The organism is Ochrobactrum vermis (assembly GCF_002975205.1).
Lineage (GTDB): Bacteria > Pseudomonadota > Alphaproteobacteria > Rhizobiales > Rhizobiaceae > Brucella > Brucella vermis.
This window is the reverse complement of the sequence record NZ_PCOC01000003.1, coordinates 87,310-105,130: the sequence shown is the minus strand read 5'-3', so window position 1 is coordinate 105,130 and position 17,821 is coordinate 87,310. Positions and strand designations below refer to the sequence as shown.

The window sequence follows — 17,821 nt, the reverse complement described above, 5'->3', positions numbered from 1 at the left end:
AACTGTAGATCGTTCATTGCAAAACGCAAAAATTTATATATCATTTCCTTTATCACGAAAGGGAATCGCATGATCGACGTTCGCCAAATCATCCTTGATGCAGTGCCAAAGGATCTTCTTCTCGACCTAGAGGATCGGCTTCGTGCAGAAGCATTGAAGGCCAACGACGTTGTGCGGCGTGAGCTCTCGTTAAATTCAAAGCGCAGTCGAGAAGCCGAGGGGCAGATCCGCTTTCGTTTGCAGGAGCAAGGCTACGAAGAAGTAGTCCAGCTTCACGGTGGGCACCTGCTGACTGACGGCGTGATGGTGGGGACAAACTTAAAGGTTTTCCAGCCCTTTGCCAGGTTTGTTGGCTCTAAAACCGGGGTGATTCTTGGCTTCGCCTCCATGCCCGAGCGTAAGAAGATCCCCCCGAAAAACATGTCCCGCGCGGCTGGTGTAACGTTGAATGTTAGCCTTCAATCCAGCCTCTTCTCCGATGAGCGCAGCCCGCAACCAACTGACATCTTCGCATTGTTTCTGACGGCGCGAGATCGCGAGCGCGCAGGGATGATCGAAGAGATCGCGATTGGTGTCATTGGCTCAGACTACGAAGACTTTGTCTTTTATGAATCGCTTGAGAGTTTCCTGGGTGGATATGGCGCACAAACACCATCGACTGGCCCGCAGGATTCGCAAAGTGGAGGTAGCGTAGTCAAACTTCGTGAGGCACGTAAATTGTTTGTTGCTCCAGAAAAACGACAAGACGAAGATTCTGAAGACGGCACGGGTGAATAAAGTCACCCATTAGTTTAAAGCATGCAAAACGTTTGATGCTCCGTACCGTCAAGTACGGAGCTTGTTGGATTCAAGGCTATGAGAATTGGCACTCCGGGATTCATCCCCGCCCGTTTAACCGAAGCGCGTGACGCAAGGCGCGTGACGACAAAATCTGCACTTGCAAGGCGTTTGGGTGTGAGCCCTACCTCCGTCTCCCGCTGGGAAGACGAAGGCGCTGATCAAAGTCCAGATTATGCGACACTCCTCCGCCTCGCGAACGAGCTTCAAGTGCGGCCTGAATTCTTCCTACGCCCGCCTTTTGCTAGCGAAAGGCCAACATTTTTGCGATCGCTCGCAAGTACCCTGGTTCGAGACTTGAATTACCAGAAGGCGCAGATGCACTGGCTTCAGGAAACCAGTTTCGTCCTCGGCCACTACGTTGATCTTCCCGAGGTAGATATTCCCGATGTGCTTTCAGGAGGCAGTTATAGCGAATTGCGCGACGACGACATCGAGCGGATCGCTTTACAACTCCGGCGGCATTGGAACCTGGGAGAAGGTCCTTGCGGCGATGTTGTGGCCTTGATGGAGCGCATAGGTATCGTTGTGGCAACCATTACAATGAACACTACAAAGCTTGACGGCCTGTGCAGTTGGTCTCCCGTCGATGAGCGCCCCCATGTTCTGCTCGCGACTGACAAGATGTCGTTCCCTCGTCGACAGATGGATGCCGCGCATGAACTGGCCCATGCGGTATTGCATAAAAATGTTTCGGAATCTGAGTTCGAAGAAAACCTTCGTCTTATCGAGAACCAAGCATTCCGACTGGCAAGCGCTCTGCTTTTACCCTCGACGAGCTACCCTCACGAAGTGAGACATCCTTCACTTGCAATGCTTACGACGCTCAAGGAGCGCTGGAGGGTTTCCATCAAAGCACAGATCAAGAGGCTCTCCGATCTCGAAATTATACCGGAGGACCATTCCCGCCAACTGTATAAGCTTTACTCCGCCAAGGGTTGGGCTAAAGGCGAGCCCCTTGATCAGCAGTGGCCAATTCCGGCTCCCAAGGCGTTGCGTGACAGTCTGACCCTGATCGTCGACAATGGTATCAGGGGGAAAGCCGATCTTCTGGCGACGGAGTTTACCGTTTCAGCGGCGGACATTGAGGCCCTTTGCGGTCTACCGAAAGGTTGGTTCGAAAGAGAGGTGGCTGAGGTAGTTACGCTGAGGGCTGGCAGTGATCATTCATCACGAGCGTCAACTGGCACTGGTGAAATCGTACCCTTTCCTTTCGGAAAGGGCTGATATATGCCTGCTTATATTCGACCTTTTACCGGTGGCTTGTTAAGGTAAGCCTGCGGCCGGTAATGCGAACGTGTTAGCGGGCTAGAACGGCTGAACGGCTTTCGCTAGATTTGTATGATCGTCATATGAATCAAACGAAATGCATACCACGCCTCCTCCAAAAGATGCTCTTGCAGACGGGATGAACGATGATTGATCGGAAGCTACGATCACCAGGGAGCATCTTGGATTCTTATTGAGATTACCACCGTCCTTTTCGCGGCTCGGGCAAATGGCAAACTAGTCAAGACAATCGAGCGCGCGGTATCTTGAAAGCTGGCATTAATAGTGTCATCAACAGCGACTTCCGCGTTCGCACGGTCTTATGATGGTGTATGAATGATGTCAGGATTCGCCAACTTGCTGCATAATGACATCCGCTACACTATCGGAGGCCGCCTTTACGTCCTCCTCCCGCCAAATCTTCATTGTCTTGGGCATGGATAGTGCGCGGTCTAGCAAAACCGCTTCAGCCAGGTTCGCTCGATCAGTCTGAGCAAAGGCATTCACGGCATCCCTGGGCACCAACCACGCAATCAGGTCGGCCGCCTGAAGGCCAGGCACGTCGTCATCCGGCATGAACGAGGGCGAGTTCACTAAGAGGCTGCGTATTTCACTGAACACGGACAGTGATTTCATTAAATCGCGTGTTGCGATTTCACTAAAGTGCGGACAGTTTTTGGCGTCTCGTTTTCAGGCCTGTCCTTTGATCATTGTCAGTTGTTTTCGTGATTGAAGCCTGGCGCGGCGTCAATGCCGGATTTTGCCTTTCGCATGCTATCCCCCTCTAAATTGATGCGATGAGCATTGTGGACGACGCGGTCCAATATCGCATCGGCGACCGTCGCATCCCCAATCAGGTCGTGCCAGGTATTCACAGGAACTTGAGCGGTGATGAGTGTCGACCTTCGTTGGTATCGCTCTTCGATGATTTCAAAGAGATGGAAACGCTGCTGATCGTTGAGCGTGTGGGTGGCGAAGTGGTCAAGTATCAGCAACTGGACCTTCATCAGACGGTTCATGAGCCTTGGATAGCGACCGTCCAGCTTGGCCATGGCGAGGTCTTCGAAGAGACGGGGCGCACGAACATAGAGAACCGTGTGGTCGTGTCGGGCAGCCTGACGTCCCAGCGCACAGGCCAGCCACGACTTGCCAGTGCCAGTCTTCCCTGTAACGATCAAATTCTCATGGTTCTTAAGCCATTGTCCCTGCGCCAGCGCCATTGTCGCCCGTCGGTCGAGATTACGGGCCGCATGGAAGTCGATATCTTCAACACTGGCTTCCGGAAAGCGCAGCTTTGCCGCCACCAGACGCGCCGTCAGCCGTTTATCGGCGCGCACGGCGATCTCCCGGTCGAGCATGAGGCCCAGCCACTCTTCCTTCTCCATCGCCCGGGCTTCGGGTTGCTCCGCCAATTCTCGCCAGGCGGCTGCCATGCCTGACAAACCGAGCGTGTACATGTGGTCAAGCGTTGGATTGGTCAACATTGTCATTCCTTCTTTCTGTGGGTTGGCGATGCTGACAGACTTCGTTTCGTGCTGTCAGCTCGATCGATGAAGCCTGAGGCCCCTGGGGCGAGAAGCTTTCCACATTGCGTAGCGCCTCAGGGGCTTCAGGCAGGACGCCAGCGTTATTGCCAGCGATTTCAATGGTAATAGCCGCGACCGCGAATGTTGGAATGAGTGGGCAGCGGCTTGCCGGTTTCCATGACCGTGCCCGCCCGGTCGAGCCCGGACTGAAGAATGGAACGAACCGACGTATACGTCAGCGCATTGATGACAAGCGCCCGCTCGCAGGCGGCATCAAGGCGGTCGTGTTCATAGCGTCGGGCAAGGGAGAGGATGCCAAGCGCTGCGCGATATCCCTGTTCCGGATGTGGTTTGTCGCGGATGACCCGTTCGACAAAAATTCCTGTATTGGTGCTGATGCCGTTGGCCTGCCGGATCAGGCTTGCCGCGCTCATTCCGGCATGCCGCTGATGGGATTTGGGCATATGTTCTTTCACCGTGACGTGTCCGTTGCGCTCGGAACGGCGGCGATGGGACGCGACGCGCTTATGGTTGAAGAATATTTCGACCATCCGATGCGTCAGGCGCACGGTGATCATTTTGCCGATCAACTGATGCGGCACGGAATAGAAGGTCTTTGCCACCTCGACGTGGTAGTCGGGATGGACCTTGGCTGATTTCCACTCCGCATATTCGAAGTCTGTCGCCGGTAGCGGCTTTAGAGCCTCGCGCTCTATCTCTTCGAACAACTGACGGCGGGTTTTGTCGTAATGACGCATGACGCGACCATTGAGGTCTTCAAGAAGACCGGCAATGGCGATATTCAGATCCTCCAGCGAGAAGAAGGTCTGGTTGCGAAGCCGTGCCAGAATCCAGCGTTCTGCGATTAAAACCGCGCCCTCAATTTTGGCCTTGTCCCGGGGCTTTTTTACCCGCGTTGGCAAGATTGTCGTGCCGTAATGTTCACTAAAGGCTTCAAATGTCGCGGTGATCGTCGGCTCAAACCACAGGGCAACCGCGACACCTGACTTGAGATTGTCGCAGACAATGGCCTTCGTAACACCACCAAAATAGTTCAGCGCCCGTTTTTGCCCTTCGATCCAGTCCGGCAACTTCTGGCTCAGGCTGGCATAGGAGAAGGTCAGATTGGATGCCGGAAGAACGGCGACAAAAATCTGCACCTGACGGACCTCTCCGGTCTGTGGATTAACGATCGGTACCGTCTGGCCCGCATAGTCGGTCTGCATCGTCGCTCCGGCCTCATGCCGGTTGCGATAGGTTGCAGATGTCTTGCGTTCAAAAGCTGCAAACCGGGTCGCAAACCACGTAAAGCCGTAACCGTTCGGATGAACTGCGCGATATTCCTGCCATAACAGCGTCAGCGTCACACCCTTGCGCTTCAATTCTCGCGCAACGTAGGCAAAATCTGGAGCCTGCGTGTCCCGAGGTGGCCGACCCGTTCGTTTGAACACCACTTTCTCGAGATGCGCGTCATCGTCATAGGCCACAGGCAAAGGCCAGCTGCAGAGACCCGCTTCACGGGCCCTGTACAAATAGGTGGAAACAGTGGTCTTCCCCATTCGAAGACGTTCTGAAACCTCTCGAACAGATAAGCCCTGTTCAAAGGTCAATCGCAAAATAGATCGAATATCCCTCATCGTAATTGTCCCGGATCAACGCCCATGAGACCAAATTGGATTAATTGAGAAGAGAGGGTTTTCGGCTCATCATAGCTTATTCAAAGGAAGCGAAGATGAGACAGAAAACCGTACCTCAGACATCTGCGTCCGAGAAAACGATCAAAGACATCCGGCGTGCCACGCGTAAACATTATTCGGCAGAGGATAAAATCCGCATTGTTCTGGAAGGACTGCGCGGGGAAGACAGCATTGCTGCGATCTGCCGCCGCGAGGGGATCGCCGAGAGCCTTTATTATAGCTGGTCGAAGGAATTCCTTGAAGCTGGCAAGAAGCGCCTTGCAGGTGACACTGCCCGTTCTGCGACCAGTGACGAGGTAAAGGCGCTACGTCGTGAAAGCCGTGACCTTAAGGAAGCATTGGCCGACGTCACGCTGGAAAACCGCCTGCTCAAAAAAAGCATGATCGGGGATGGGGGCGACGACGAATGAGATATCCCGCCACCGAGAAGCTTGAGATCATCAGGTTGGTCGAGCAATCGCACCTGTCGGCCAGACAAACCCTCGACCGGCTCGGCATTCCAAGGCCGACTTTCTATCGCTGGTATGACCGGTTCCAGACCCAGGGTGTCGAAGGGCTGGAAGACCGGACGTCTGCGCCGTCACGGGTTTGGAACCGTATCCCCGACGATATCCGGGATCGTATCATCGAAATGGCGCTGGATCATGCCGATCTGTCGCCGCGCGAGCTGGCGGTGAAGTTCACTGATACGGAAAGTTATTTTGTATCAGAGGCTTCTGTCTATCGTCTGCTCAAAGCCCATGACCTTATCACGTCGCCAGCTTATATCGTCATCAATGCCAATGACGAGTTCAAGGACAAGACCACACGGCCGAACGAGATGTGGCAGACCGACTTTACCTATTTGAAGGTTATCGGCTGGGGCTGGTTCTATCTATCGACCATCCTAGACGATTATTCCCGTTACATCATCGCCTGGAAGCTGTGCACCAGCATGAAAGTCGATGACGTCACCGACACGCTCGATCTGGCACTGGCCGCTTCAGGCTGCGATAAGATCAAGGTCGAGCACCGGCCACGCCTGCTGTCGGACAACGTCCTAAGTGCGGAAGAAAATGGGCTTGGCAGGCAAAGTTTCTCTGTTCGTCAGCATGCTCACGCTGCATGACGCTCGTCAAGTCACATCGTCGAACCAGGCGGCTTCCACTGGCATGGGAAAAGGTCTCGTCCATAGCAAACACAGGGTCCATCATTTTGGCCCTCACCGTCCTTAACACGAGCTTCTGATCCAGGTGGAAGACCCAAGCATTGTCTACAGGGTCATCCGAAGGATGCCCTCACGGCTCTAACTGACAGAGGTTCTTCCACCTGGTACCCGCCCTTCAACGAAGGGCCGGTAATCTGAACCATTTTTGATGACAGCGTGTACGACACGCGCCATCTTGGCGGTAATAGCGGTCATTGCCTTGCGGCGGAGATCGGGATTGTCACGATCTCTCGCGATGTAGCGTTCGAATTTATGTCGGAAGCCGTTCTCACGCTGGCGGATGGCAACTTGCCCAGCAATCCACAGGGTTCGCCGCAGCCGCGCGTTGCCGAATTTGGAAAGCCGGGTCTGGCCGCGATACTGGCCCGATTGCTGTGTCGACAGATCCAGCCCGCAGAATTTGAGAAACTGACGGTGATGATGAAAGCGGCGTAGGTCCCCAGCCTCCGCAATGATCGTTAGCGCGTTGATCGGACCGATCCCGGGAATCTGCCGCAGTATCTGATAATCACGGCTGTGTCGCAGCAGATCATCGGCCTGTGCTTCGATCTCGTTGCGTTGGCGGATCAGGCTGCGGGCTTCGGCGACAACCATCCGAAACATGCGAATTGCAGGCGCATCCGGCGGCAATGGCAAGCCAATAGAGGTGCGGGCAGTCTCATAAATATCCATTAAAATCTGTGACTTGCTCACTTTCCTGCCGACAACATCCCATGCTGCTTCGACGAACTTCTCCTTCGTCAGTGTCGTGATGCTCGATGGTGTGGGGAAGGCATCGAGGAACGCGAAGAACCAGTCGCTGCGACTGTTACCCCGGAAACGCTCGATCTCTGGAAAATACAGCGGCAGGTAATGCGTCAGGATGCGATGTTGGATCTCGGTCTTGGCGTTAGCAATGGCTTCGTGTGTCTTCGACAATTCCTGAACGTCGTTGATGCCAGCACGCAAGGGATCATGATAGACCTGAGTCGAGTGGATCCTCAACATGTGCAGGATCACCTGCGCATCCTTGGGGTCGTTTTTGTCCCAACTGTTGTGCAAGGCTTCTCGCGTGCGGGCAAGCGCCAGCGACGACACCAACCGCGTTTCGAAGCCGGCTTCCACCAACCGCCAGGCGATCGGACGATGATAGTTACCCGTTGCCTCAAAGGCGCAGACCACCGGTCGGTCATATGATTGCAAAATCTCGATCAGATGGTCATGTTCTGCACGCGTATTGAGAACAGACAACCGACGGCGGCGTTTATGGCCGGGTGCTTCGATCAACACTTCATTGCGAACCTTGGCGATGTCGATGGCTACCAACACGGCATCGGCAGGTATAGAATTCTGACTGGTCATGGTCGGTCTCTCCGGAATGAGTTGCGAACACTCACATTCTAGAGTTACTTCGACTGGCCATGGCCACCTCAAACGATGCGCGCTTGCAGCAAAAAAGCTGCGCGCATCGTTCTCTCGGTGGCTCCAATTCTTCCTTCCGTAGGTGCTACGGTTCGTGTTACGTCGCTTCCGACCTTGGTGATTGGCTGGACAAATACAAGATAGACCAAGTCCACGGCGCTCCCGGTCACCCGCAAACGCAGGGTAAGATCGAACGTTGGCACCAGACGTTGAAGAACCGCATCCTGCTCGAAAACTACTTCTTCAAGGAAGACCTTGAAGCCCAGATCGCGGACTTCGTCGAACATTACAATCACCGACGATACCACGAGAGCCTCGACAACCTCACGCCCGCCGACGTTTACTTCGGACGCGGCCAGACCATCTTGCTCGAACGTGAAAGGATCAAACGAGATACCATCAAAAAACGCCGCTTGAACCACCAAACCAAAGCAGCTTAAATCAAACCGAAAACCGAGCCGGAAACTCCAATCTCCAAAAACACAAATAGTGTCAAATCATTCGACGACGGACAGATTTTGTGTTTCTGGAGATCATGGCTGGATTCACATCAAGGATAAATTCGTGATATCAGTTTTCTCATAACCGATCCCGACCGTTCATTCTTCTCCGGGTCAAATGCCACCGATCTTCTTTCACGGCCGTCTATCGTCAGTCAGACACTCACCTTCGACTGCGATTTCGATCGCCCGACGCACCGCCTCCTCTGCGGCAAAGGTGGCGATTTCGACTTCGTGTGCGGAACAAGGACGAATTCCGAAACCCCACACTGTGTACATCTCATTTCGAGCCAGCGTCGTGTTACCTGGATCCACCACTTTTAGTGCGTATTTGGTTGCAGGTGGGGTCATGGGGGCGGCTCCATAGAAGCTCCCGCTACTGACTTCGAGCTGACCAACCTGGCAGCGCACGCCGTCGAATTTTTTGAGCGCCGGCGGCAAGCTACCAGCAAGGGCGATCGCATTAATTTTCGAAAAATGACCGTACAGCGAATAGCAGTATTCGGTATCCAGATCGAAAATGCGCAGCCGTGAGATCAGCCGATCGACACCTTCATATTGCAAGATACAAAAGTACGCACACCCGTCACTAACCGGAATGTCCGCTTCATCAAGCACCTGCGCGTTCTCGCCGAATATGTCCCATGGAATTTCTTTTAACATTTCATCATCTCTAACAAGCCAATAGATATATTGTGAGACCAATCAGCCACCGGCGCAAACGGATCATGAACGCCGATGAGAATTTTTAACGTGGCACGTTGAACGGTATTGTGTAACTGGATGAATACGACCGTTGCGACGAGCACAACTGGCAGGTTTGGGACGGTACGGTTTGACAAACAGCCAAGAGCGCAGAACCTGAGGCAATGGGCCGATCGTCCAGATCGCACTCAAAGAAGCCTGCCGTCACATCCGCCAGGTCCGCGACGACCGTGCTGAATGGCTGATTCCGGGTTTCACCAGGCGTGACGAATTGAGGCCGGCAACCCAAATAAGAAAACCGGGAGCACGTATGACGCGTGCTCCCGGCTTTATATTTCGATAGACTATGGGTTGCCAAATGGCCGCTTACGCGAGTGCCATTCTCATTTCACCAATATATTCTCCGCGCTCCCAGAAATGGCCCCATGCGGTGTTTTCGTAGTTGGCCCGGGGAAATCTGTAGAGCGTCAACCGGACAGAACCTTGCTTTCCAAGTGCGAGCAACCGCTCGCGATAGGTTGTGGCTACACGGATTGCGAATTCATTCGCGAAATCGAATTGATACTCACCATTGATATCAACGCTTTCGACAAAACACTCGTTGGTGTCGTCAACAATCACCACACATCCATTGAGCGTGGAATAAGCGCGACAGGCTCGTCTGAAATCGTGCCAGACCGAACCTTGTCCTGATTGATTATAGCGTTTTTCGACGGTGGCCTCATCGGCGAGGAACGAAAAATGTCCCTCCTCAAAATCCTTGAGCATGCGCGCTGCAATACCGTTGCTCGTTTTGTCGATACCGTAGTCTAAAGGCGAAGTTCCAATCATTGAAAAATCCTTTCCTGAAAATGATTGTCTGTCAGCTTCAAAAAGCGCTGACTTCTATAGTAAAGCACATTATTACAATAATATCAAATGCTTACGCTTTTGCAACTGGTCCAATGGCGCCCAAACGTCCCCAAAATGGCTTCATTTCGATGCGTTTTAATACCTGTTTCATGACATAATGTCGCATGTTGGGACGCGTCGGTGGCATCCGCAATCAAATCGCGGATTTTAATATCTGGACGATCTGAAAGCGCTATTGATCCGGGCAATGCCAGAAAGCCCCTGACCAAACCATCGGGCTTGATGGACCTCGGCTTAGATCTGGATAGCAGACACGACGTTTGCCCCTGTCCACCAATCACCATTTTTCCTTCCCGCTCGGCAACCACGACGAAAAAGCGGCCTGGAGATCGGAATGCTACCGTATCACGGACAAATCCGTAATAGCACAAACCAGAGTGTTCATGTCATGGGTTGCGGTCCAGATTTTACTACCGACATCGTTGTCGCCACCCCCTACCTATTAGATCAGCCCCGTGTCAGTTAGGCTCCCGTGCAGTGCATAGTGGGTTATTCGATAGCTATCACCCAGTCCCACCGAAATCCGTTTCTGTCCTGTTCCCACCTGTAACCGTAAGGGTTGCAGACAATGCGGCTTCGGCCGATCTGAACGTCAAAGGCATGATGCGTATGGCCACAGATCCATAAATCCGGAGCCTGTTCGGAATGCAGGATGTCATTGAAAGCCTCTGCGCCAGAGGCAAACAGAAAATTTGCCTCTTGCCCCGCATAGGCGGGCGGCGTGCAATCGGGATGCGGCATGTGATGGGTCAATACCACAGTGGAGCCGTCAAATGGTTCTGCCAGCTTTTGTCGGATGTAAGCTGCATCTGAACGATGCAGCTCCAGCATATCCTCCGGCGTGAACCGTTTGCCATCCTGCATGGAGATTGCATGAAAATCATTGAGCATCTGACGCGCCATCCACATTCGCTGCGGCAAATCAGACTTCGCGACGAGTTTCATCAGGAAATCGACCCATAGGCTTGCGCCAATGAAGCGCGTATTGCCGATAATCACCTCATCCGCATCGAGGCAATAAAACCGCTGCGGCCATTGCAGAGAAAGCGCCTCGATTGCCTTGATGGTCTGCCTGTCGCTTTCAAGCGAACGGTCCCGGTCGTTCATAATCCATTTGTTCTGATAAAATTCGTGATTGCCAGGGACATAGATAATCGGCTTTTCGTAGCTCCTGATTAGGAATTCTAGCGTTATGTGGAGATCTGGCGCCGCATTGAGATCGCCGGCAATCATGATCACATCGCAGTCCGGTGCTTCTTTACGGGATGGATAGACAACATCCTGTAGTTCATTATGCACGTCAGACCAGATCCAGAGTTTCATGCCATTCTCCCCTTATTCCTATCCGTATTATCGAAGCCGTTTTCGTGTCAGGTTTTCCAAGAAAGGCCGCCGCGTTTCTGACAGACATGGAGAAACTTCCACATCGGCTGTCCTGCCGATTGATGTGCGCAGCCTGATCAGTTTCATTCTTTCTCATTGCCCGATGTCTTTTTGGCCAAGCCGGTAAAAGCGGCTGAATGTGCGCGCGTAGTTTCGGTCGAGATCGAGAAGCCAGAGCTCTGACGTGATACCGCTGGGCACAATGGGGCCGAGCCGGGGATGCTCGAATAACACGCCTTCAAGACATGTTGCCGGTCGTTTGCTCAGCTTCCAGCTTGTGATTGCTGGCGAATTTGCCAATATCCGTTCATCCGGATAATCACCCTGGAATATCCGCTCGAGATCCATGACCAGAGATTTCAGCATCCTGATTTCAAGCTCGAGCTGTTCGCGATTGTATTTTCCGTTTTTGATTGTGACCGTCATGATGTGTTCCTGATGAATGAAGAAAATAAGGGATCGTTTGGGCGCGCAATAACGCGCCCGGGAATAGGCGTATCCTGACGTTCAACGCCTCTGATCTGTGTCGAACGACAAAGCTGGCCATTCAGCGGGAATGAGATGCCCGTTGACTATTCGCCATGTAGCAGATCCTCTGTTGTCGACACCCGACTATTTTCGCGATGGCACCCGCTCTCACCGGTTTGACGTTAACCGATAATTGAAAAGGCTGATGTCCCTGTTCGACGGTGCCGCAGCAATTATCCTGTGCCAGGCCAACGAATAACGGAGAAGTCCGTGATAGCTGCTTCCGTCGGCTTTACACGCGGCCAGTGCCCCGCTTGCCCCAGCGCGTCAGTGCGACACGGCACCAGGCGTCAGCACGCGAACTTGCGGTAAAGACATGCGATCGAGTGCTTCGATGGCAATCTTCGCAATCTCTTCATCGATCAGACGCGCTTGTTCTGCTTCAGTTTTTGCGAATGTGTCGCCAAGCCAGATGACAAGCTCTTCCCTGAGAGCTTCCTGCACGCCCATCACTTGTTCCGCAATTCCGACTTTGCCGACCAAGCTATCTAGGTCAGCCAGTGCCCACACCCCATCCTTCCTCTGACTTTCCGATAGTAGCGGGTCGATCAGCGCGAATTCACACTGTGCTATTTCTATGCCGTAGTATTGTGATGCCAGACGCGCCAGAGTAGGTGCTACAGTCGATGCTTCAACACGCCGTTGATCCAACGCGACTTTATGCGTGCTAACGCCGTAGACCATACTCAACATAAGTAGTTGTGCGTTCTCAGCATCATAGTGCACGAGATCAAAAGCATATGGTCCTGTCGGGAGTGCTGATGTAATAGTCTCGACATCAGTTTTAGCCGGAGCAGATTTGGACGCAACGGCCTCGACCACATGATTAAATGTATCACGCGTGATTGGCATCGAGCGTCTCGGTTCCTTATCGTCAGAAACCTTCACGCGCGCCAATGCTTCTTCAATCAGACCTATAATCTTTTCTCCTTTGTTCCAAAGTGCCCAGCGGCAGATTTGCGCTGATAAAGTGCGCTTCTGGCTAGCTCTGTCAGGGGCTTGGTCAATCTGGTGAAAGAGCCATGACAGATGCAACGCCGCGTTTAATTCACGTGTGTAGCTGCGCTGCGGGATTTTGTTTTCGATCAAGTCGATGTAGCCAACGACGGTTTCTGCAAACATAAGTCCTCCTTCCCCAGAGCGATGCAATCGCCCGAGCTGAATGGTGTGAAGTGTTGGTCGCGCTTGCCATTGCAAGCGGCGTCAGTTTTTGAAGACAGCAAAGCCGTGACGTTGCGCGCAAACGCACACGACCGGAGTGTCAAAATGGAAAATTGGGGAGTTCGACTTTAAAGAGCGCCGAACGCGTCAGAAGCGGAAATTATTCCCGCTGTGAAGCCGCCATGCCGATGTGGAATTCAGGGTGCAGATCTTTTAATCCGCGACGAATGTCGATAATAACCAGCATAGCTTGGCTCCTGTTGTTGGCAGGCTAAGTCAGTCTCCATTCTGGTGTTACCAGCACCGGATGGAGACGCCTGATCGATCAGGCAAGGTGACTATTGCAGGATCTGAATTGCGCTGCAAGGATCCGGAACAAAAAAAGATCTCCGGACTGAATTTTTATCTAAGTCCCGGATATTACCGGCTTTTTTGGCTTCACCAAAACAGTGATAAAACGTAGTGGCCATCAGGCTTTTGCGCTGTGATGAACACCTGAGGAAGCCGTAATGTGGAGCTTGAAAGTTATCCACAGGCTGGGCCGTGGAACCTGTTTCAGGAGCGGAATATCCTGCACATGTGCCATGAATAGCAGTGACGCTACCGCGAACGATCCAGAGCAACCCTGTCGTTTCCCTGCTTAAGCCTCGACGATATTCCGCTTCAACGCCAACGTCGAACAATGCGATTCATCTGCAAACGGCGTTTCATGGAGTAATGGGGGGACGACCGACAAGAGATACAAACTGCGTTTGTAAAATTGTCAGGTTGAAATCAACACGATATGGCTTTGAAAGCGATACTCAATATCCGGTGCCATCAAGAACCTTGTCGGCCCCCAGATGCATCTTGCGACGGAAGCCCCAATTCGTTTTGGTATATTTGGCGATCAGATCATCAAGGACGTCCAGAGAAGCGTCTTCATCGTACCCTTGCTCTTTCAAGGCTTCCAGCACGCGATTGATGAGCTGATCGAGAGAGCGGGGGTCATCAGCTTCTGATGCAAGCAGCACCATGAAATGCAGCACGATCCGTGCAATGTCATCACGCGTCGGCTTGCGATCCGCTTTTAAACGATCGCGATAATTTTTCTGTCGTTCGCGCTGCTTGCGCAAACGTTCCGACTGCTGCCTGCTCGATGCCATGGCTACTCCAGATTACGTACCAATAATCAAAGCTTGAGCTCGAAAACCGTCGGCGCAAAGCATTTTTTCACCACCCCACGCCTACCCGCAAACGGCGTTTACCGCTGAATCGGAGATCCCGGATCTGGCAACACATGTCCGGAACTCTGTAACGCAAATATCGAGTTGAGAATCCAGTTACTGCAAATCGGAAAAAATCTACGTGACTTGCCCACAATCCGGATTGATGTGTCTGCACGTCATTTTGCCAGCCTCACAATTCCAGATGCAGTGCGGGAAAATCATTGCAATCTGTATCGCTCCCAGGGCTAGCCACCGCAAACGCCGTTCGCATCACCATGATCGATTTGAACACCTGATGTTTCCGGAACCCAGGGGGGCTTTTTCTGCAGCCATTCTTAAGTTACGGAAAACAATAGCACTGTTCACAACAGATACAGCGGCTAGAGCTCGCTCACGGTTCTTCGATTATAAGGCCGCAGGCCGTGACCAATGCAGGTTGCGAATCTTGAACAGTGCCATGCGGAAATCGCAGGTTTGGGTAGAAGGGAAACGGACACCCAGTCGGGCATGGAGCCCATCTGCCTATGGCACGGGAACTGATCGTGGAGGCACGTTCGGTAAAGAGGGCAGTGCCTGCTGCGCCTATGGATGGTACGGGATGCAATTACATCGCCGTTCATAAAAACATGGTGCTACCAATATCCCGGCCCGTATCGCAGTTTGTTTGATTCAGGGGCTTGCCTACCCGTTCTTTTGATGGTGTCATTCTACATACGATGACGTGTTACTCATCGGGCCTGTATTACTTAAAAGGATTATTGCATGCAGATTTATAGCGGGGACCTGGCGGGCATCGCCACGCTTCTCAAGAAATACATAACGGATTCTACCAGCACAGAACCGGGTTGGGGCGTGGCAACCACTCTCCTGTCTCGTGGCAAGTTCTGGCGTGTATCGACAAAATCCGAAAACGCCCGATTCTCAATCCCCAAGGCCTGTTTCGCGAATGCACAGGCCGACGTGATTTCACCTCGCAACCATCGCCAGAAGCAGTTCTGCTATGTCGAAGGCTACGCTTGCGATCTCGAATTGCCGATCCCGCTGCACCATGCCTGGCTCGTCAACAGTGAAGGTGAGGTTTTCGATCCAACATGGTCGGACGCAGAGCAATGCGTCTATTTTGGTATGAAATTTAAGACCTCTTATGTGCAGGAGCGGTTCAGCGCTCGTGGTGATCAATTCGATTCCTTGCTTCTGGATGCTCTGAATCGCCACGCTATCCTGCGCGACGACGAATCTTGCCAGCAGGCACTGGATTCGGCCATGATGCCACGTTCAAACACCACTCAGACGGCGGTATCGCCCAGCGTCAATTGATTCAAAAAATGGGCTGAATGCATTTGATCACACCAAATGAAAAAAGCAAAACGTCTACGCTATCGACCTATGGTGAGCTGCGGGGAGAATAGCAATGCCGAACCTTGGTATAGCTCGCTTCCAAAGCTTCTCATTCAGCCCGTATATTTAGACTGTAAGCGGTCAGTCGATAGCTCCAGCGCCTCGCGCCGGGTGATCTGTTCATTGCGCCCAGCTTTGGCTTGCACCTTAATCCTGCTCGTATAGGCACCATATCATCCCACCGCACTAGTTGGGGCTGTCTTCAAGCACGTCGACATCCCCCCTATCACTCCCATTATTTACGCAACCATTCCGTCTTCTACCGGTCTGTCGTCACGGATGCTCCAGTTTATCGGCTCTGTTGGCGGCTATGGTGTGCCGGAAACCAGTTGGCACAAAACGCTTGTCTCCGCGCTTGGCGTAGCTGGTGAACGCCGTTTGTAGCTGAAACGGAAATCTCGAATCTCGCAACGTTTGTGCGGAAACGCGCAACGCTTTTCTGAGGTTTTGAATCGGGTTAATGCAAATTGTCCCGATTTGAAATGCGTTGCGGGCAAATTGGAATGACGTGCAGACACGTTGTGGTGCGTTGCGGGCAACTCATAACGACATGCCCAAGACGTAAATCAATTCTATAAATCCATTAACTCCTACAGGAATGAATATGGCGTCAAACAGCGTTTGAATCTGGAGGACCGTCCTGCCTCGGTTCCCGACTCGCAAACGCCGTTTATCGATGTATCGGATATGTCTGGTTTGGTAACAGTTTTCCGGATGCCCGCAACGTTAATCCAAAAGCTGGAATCGCATGACTACAAATCATCCTGATTTGATACGCTATGCGGGTACCCTGAAACCCGGTAGCGCCACATCACGTTGCCCCACCTGTAAGTCATATCAGCCTATCCCATTGCATCACGACCTGAAATGCCCAGCCTTTACCGCCAGACGAGCGGCAGGAGCGTGACAATGAGCGCTTATGCACCGATCGCTCCATTTCCGGGAGATCGTCCAGCCTACACTCGCTTAATCCGTATCCAGCCCGCACCAGCATTTTGCGCCCATCCGCCCACGCTTCGGAGCGGGCTGCCTGTGGAACGTTTTCCATCACAAACCATTGTGGTCTGGCGAGACAGACGAGCATTGCAAAAGCCCGCGTCAGTGACGCGTTTTCTCCTTCCACACGCTTGCCCGCGACCGAGTAATCCTGGCATGGCGGTCCGCCAGCGATCAGATCCGGGGCCATTCGGGTGATCGTAGGCGCAACGGCGAAAATATCTTTCAGATCGTGTTTGTGGACATGTCGCCCGACATTATGACAGTAGGTTTCCACCGCCGGATCCCAGGCATCATATGCCCCGACCACGTCGATACCCGCACATTTCAATCCAAGGGACATGCCCCCTGCCCCGCAAAACAACTCAACCGCCCGCAATCCGAATACCCCTCGCCCCAAATCCTCACGGACATATCCGTTACAGCAGAGAAAAGCGGATCACATCTGGCTTCTGCTTTATTCCACACCCAAAACATAATCCACCCAAGCAGGCCTATGTTCCGGCATCATCAATAAAGATGCCGAGATGCCATGGCGCAACAAGGCAATTAGCTTGAACGCATCATGCTCAGATCGCGCAATCCACGTGCATTCCCGCGGCTCATTTCGTTTATGGTCTTACGGTAACGGGTCTTGCGACCAGTAAGGAGGACAAATGACTGTCGTACTTCCTAGCAGCGGACGTAGCATAGTGACTGCCGCTATCACGCCGTGCGAACATCTCCGATGAATTCCTCGAGCGTGATCAGATGTGGGCGCACCGCTTCCAGATAGGCGTCATGGATTCCAGCCGGGACGACAAGACGCACGCCTACTTCGGTCATTTCACGGAATTGCGCTTCTGAAACACCTTCCTGAAGGGTCAGACGATGTTTCATTCGAATGCGTTCGACTTCATTTATAATTTGCCGCCATCTGTCCTTGCATGTTGTTTTTGCGGCAAGCATACGTAATCGATGCGCTGGAAATGATGCGTCCTCATAGGCTGGAATGTTCGGGCAACCCATCAGATTCAATATCAGTTGCCTGGTCAATGTTGACATGGACCATAACATGGACCATTTATTATGCTAAGTATGTGCGAAACACAAA

Annotated in this window: 14 protein-coding genes and 3 pseudogenes; 5 read left to right on the top strand and 12 right to left on the bottom strand. The window is 52.7% G+C overall.

What is annotated here, in order from left to right:
* The first annotated feature begins 69 nt into the window (after positions 1-69).
* Entirely contained in the window at positions 70-777 is a 708-nt protein-coding gene (locus tag CQZ93_RS25395; RefSeq protein WP_105545380.1) for a hypothetical protein, read from the top strand.
* A gap of 78 nt (positions 778-855) precedes the next feature.
* Complete coding sequence (locus CQZ93_RS25390) at positions 856-2,064, top strand: helix-turn-helix domain-containing protein (RefSeq protein WP_105545379.1); 1,209 nt, start codon at positions 856-858, stop codon at positions 2,062-2,064.
* Between the two features lie 384 nt (positions 2,065-2,448).
* Here CQZ93_RS25390 and CQZ93_RS25385 read toward each other — a convergent pair whose 3' ends face one another.
* The 3 genes from CQZ93_RS25385 to istA form a co-directional block, all read right to left on the bottom strand.
* Positions 2,449-2,742: a DUF3800 domain-containing protein gene (locus CQZ93_RS25385; RefSeq protein WP_105545378.1), complete on the bottom strand. Its 294-nt coding sequence runs from the start codon at positions 2,740-2,742 to the stop codon at positions 2,449-2,451.
* Between the two features lie 77 nt (positions 2,743-2,819).
* The gene (istB, locus tag CQZ93_RS25380; protein WP_105545324.1) at positions 2,820-3,590 is read right to left on the bottom strand and encodes an IS21-like element helper ATPase IstB; all 771 of its coding nucleotides are present in this window, start codon (positions 3,588-3,590) and stop codon (positions 2,820-2,822) included.
* A 158-nt stretch (positions 3,591-3,748) separates the two neighbouring features.
* Positions 3,749-5,269 (bottom strand): IS21 family transposase, encoded by a 1,521-nt coding sequence (gene istA, locus CQZ93_RS25375; protein WP_105545377.1) that lies wholly within the window; start codon positions 5,267-5,269, stop codon positions 3,749-3,751.
* A 95-nt stretch (positions 5,270-5,364) separates the two neighbouring features.
* On the opposite strand from istA, the pseudogene CQZ93_RS25370 reads away from it, so the two are divergent.
* Positions 5,365-6,365, top strand: a pseudogene (locus tag CQZ93_RS25370) (helix-turn-helix domain-containing protein); the annotation flags it as partial.
* Positions 6,366-6,589: 224 nt separating this feature from the next.
* Here the strand turns inward: CQZ93_RS25370 and CQZ93_RS25365 are convergent.
* Positions 6,590-7,877: pseudogene (locus CQZ93_RS25365) on the bottom strand (IS110 family RNA-guided transposase).
* A 149-nt stretch (positions 7,878-8,026) separates the two neighbouring features.
* Between CQZ93_RS25365 and CQZ93_RS25360 the strand changes: the two are divergent.
* Positions 8,027-8,377, top strand: a pseudogene (locus CQZ93_RS25360) (integrase core domain-containing protein); the annotation flags it as partial.
* Positions 8,378-8,572: 195 nt separating this feature from the next.
* Here CQZ93_RS25360 and CQZ93_RS25355 read toward each other — a convergent pair.
* The 6 genes from CQZ93_RS25355 to CQZ93_RS25330 all read right to left on the bottom strand — a co-directional run bounded on the left by CQZ93_RS25355 (position 8,573) and on the right by CQZ93_RS25330 (position 14,271).
* Entirely contained in the window at positions 8,573-9,100 is a 528-nt protein-coding gene (locus CQZ93_RS25355) for a hypothetical protein (RefSeq protein WP_105545375.1), read from the bottom strand.
* 408 nt (positions 9,101-9,508) lie between these two features.
* A complete protein-coding gene (locus CQZ93_RS25350; protein WP_105545374.1) occupies positions 9,509-9,973 on the bottom strand; it encodes a hypothetical protein in 465 nt (154 codons plus the stop codon).
* A 570-nt stretch (positions 9,974-10,543) separates the two neighbouring features.
* Positions 10,544-11,377 carry a metallophosphoesterase gene (locus CQZ93_RS25345; protein ID WP_105545373.1) on the bottom strand — a complete coding sequence of 278 codons (834 nt, stop codon included), beginning with the start codon at positions 11,375-11,377 and terminating at the stop codon, positions 10,544-10,546.
* Positions 11,378-11,530: 153 nt separating this feature from the next.
* Complete coding sequence (locus CQZ93_RS25340) at positions 11,531-11,863, bottom strand: DUF6634 family protein (RefSeq protein ID WP_105545372.1); 333 nt, start codon at positions 11,861-11,863, stop codon at positions 11,531-11,533.
* 369 nt (positions 11,864-12,232) lie between these two features.
* On the bottom strand, positions 12,233-13,087 hold the full coding sequence (locus CQZ93_RS25335) for a hypothetical protein (protein WP_105545371.1): 855 nt from the start codon (positions 13,085-13,087) through the stop codon (positions 12,233-12,235).
* A gap of 842 nt (positions 13,088-13,929) precedes the next feature.
* Entirely contained in the window at positions 13,930-14,271 is a 342-nt protein-coding gene (locus CQZ93_RS25330; RefSeq protein WP_105545370.1) for a hypothetical protein, read from the bottom strand.
* Positions 14,272-15,096: 825 nt separating this feature from the next.
* Here CQZ93_RS25330 and CQZ93_RS25325 point away from each other — a divergent pair.
* Entirely contained in the window at positions 15,097-15,651 is a 555-nt protein-coding gene (locus CQZ93_RS25325) for a hypothetical protein (RefSeq protein ID WP_105545369.1), read from the top strand.
* Positions 15,652-16,564: 913 nt separating this feature from the next.
* On the opposite strand, the gene CQZ93_RS25320 is transcribed toward CQZ93_RS25325, so the two are convergent.
* Positions 16,565-17,071 (bottom strand): DNA cytosine methyltransferase, encoded by a 507-nt coding sequence (locus CQZ93_RS25320; RefSeq protein WP_286154308.1) that lies wholly within the window; start codon positions 17,069-17,071, stop codon positions 16,565-16,567.
* A gap of 362 nt (positions 17,072-17,433) precedes the next feature.
* A complete protein-coding gene (locus CQZ93_RS25315) occupies positions 17,434-17,736 on the bottom strand; it encodes a type II restriction endonuclease (RefSeq protein ID WP_286154323.1) in 303 nt (100 codons plus the stop codon).
* Between the last annotated feature and the right edge of the window lie 85 nt (positions 17,737-17,821).

Bases quoted from the DNA above. Each gene is read 5' to 3' on its own strand.
- CQZ93_RS25395 (WP_105545380.1), top strand. From the start codon at position 70: ATGATCGACGTTCGCCAAATCATCCTTGATGCAGTGCCAAAGGATCTT.
- CQZ93_RS25390 (WP_105545379.1), top strand. From the start codon at position 856: ATGAGAATTGGCACTCCGGGATTCATCCCCGCCCGTTTAACCGAAGCG.
- CQZ93_RS25385 (WP_105545378.1), bottom strand. From the start codon at position 2,742: ATGAAATCACTGTCCGTGTTCAGTGAAATACGCAGCCTCTTAGTGAAC.
- istB (WP_105545324.1), bottom strand. From the start codon at position 3,590: ATGTTGACCAATCCAACGCTTGACCACATGTACACGCTCGGTTTGTCA.
- istA (WP_105545377.1), bottom strand. From the start codon at position 5,269: ATGAGGGATATTCGATCTATTTTGCGATTGACCTTTGAACAGGGCTTA.
- CQZ93_RS25355 (WP_105545375.1), bottom strand. From the start codon at position 9,100: ATGTTAAAAGAAATTCCATGGGACATATTCGGCGAGAACGCGCAGGTG.
- CQZ93_RS25350 (WP_105545374.1), bottom strand. From the start codon at position 9,973: ATGATTGGAACTTCGCCTTTAGACTACGGTATCGACAAAACGAGCAAC.
- CQZ93_RS25345 (WP_105545373.1), bottom strand. From the start codon at position 11,377: ATGAAACTCTGGATCTGGTCTGACGTGCATAATGAACTACAGGATGTT.
- CQZ93_RS25340 (WP_105545372.1), bottom strand. From the start codon at position 11,863: ATGACGGTCACAATCAAAAACGGAAAATACAATCGCGAACAGCTCGAG.
- CQZ93_RS25335 (WP_105545371.1), bottom strand. From the start codon at position 13,087: ATGTTTGCAGAAACCGTCGTTGGCTACATCGACTTGATCGAAAACAAA.
- CQZ93_RS25330 (WP_105545370.1), bottom strand. From the start codon at position 14,271: ATGGCATCGAGCAGGCAGCAGTCGGAACGTTTGCGCAAGCAGCGCGAA.
- CQZ93_RS25325 (WP_105545369.1), top strand. From the start codon at position 15,097: ATGCAGATTTATAGCGGGGACCTGGCGGGCATCGCCACGCTTCTCAAG.
- CQZ93_RS25320 (WP_286154308.1), bottom strand. From the start codon at position 17,071: ATGTCCCTTGGATTGAAATGTGCGGGTATCGACGTGGTCGGGGCATAT.
- CQZ93_RS25315 (WP_286154323.1), bottom strand. From the start codon at position 17,736: ATGGGTTGCCCGAACATTCCAGCCTATGAGGACGCATCATTTCCAGCG.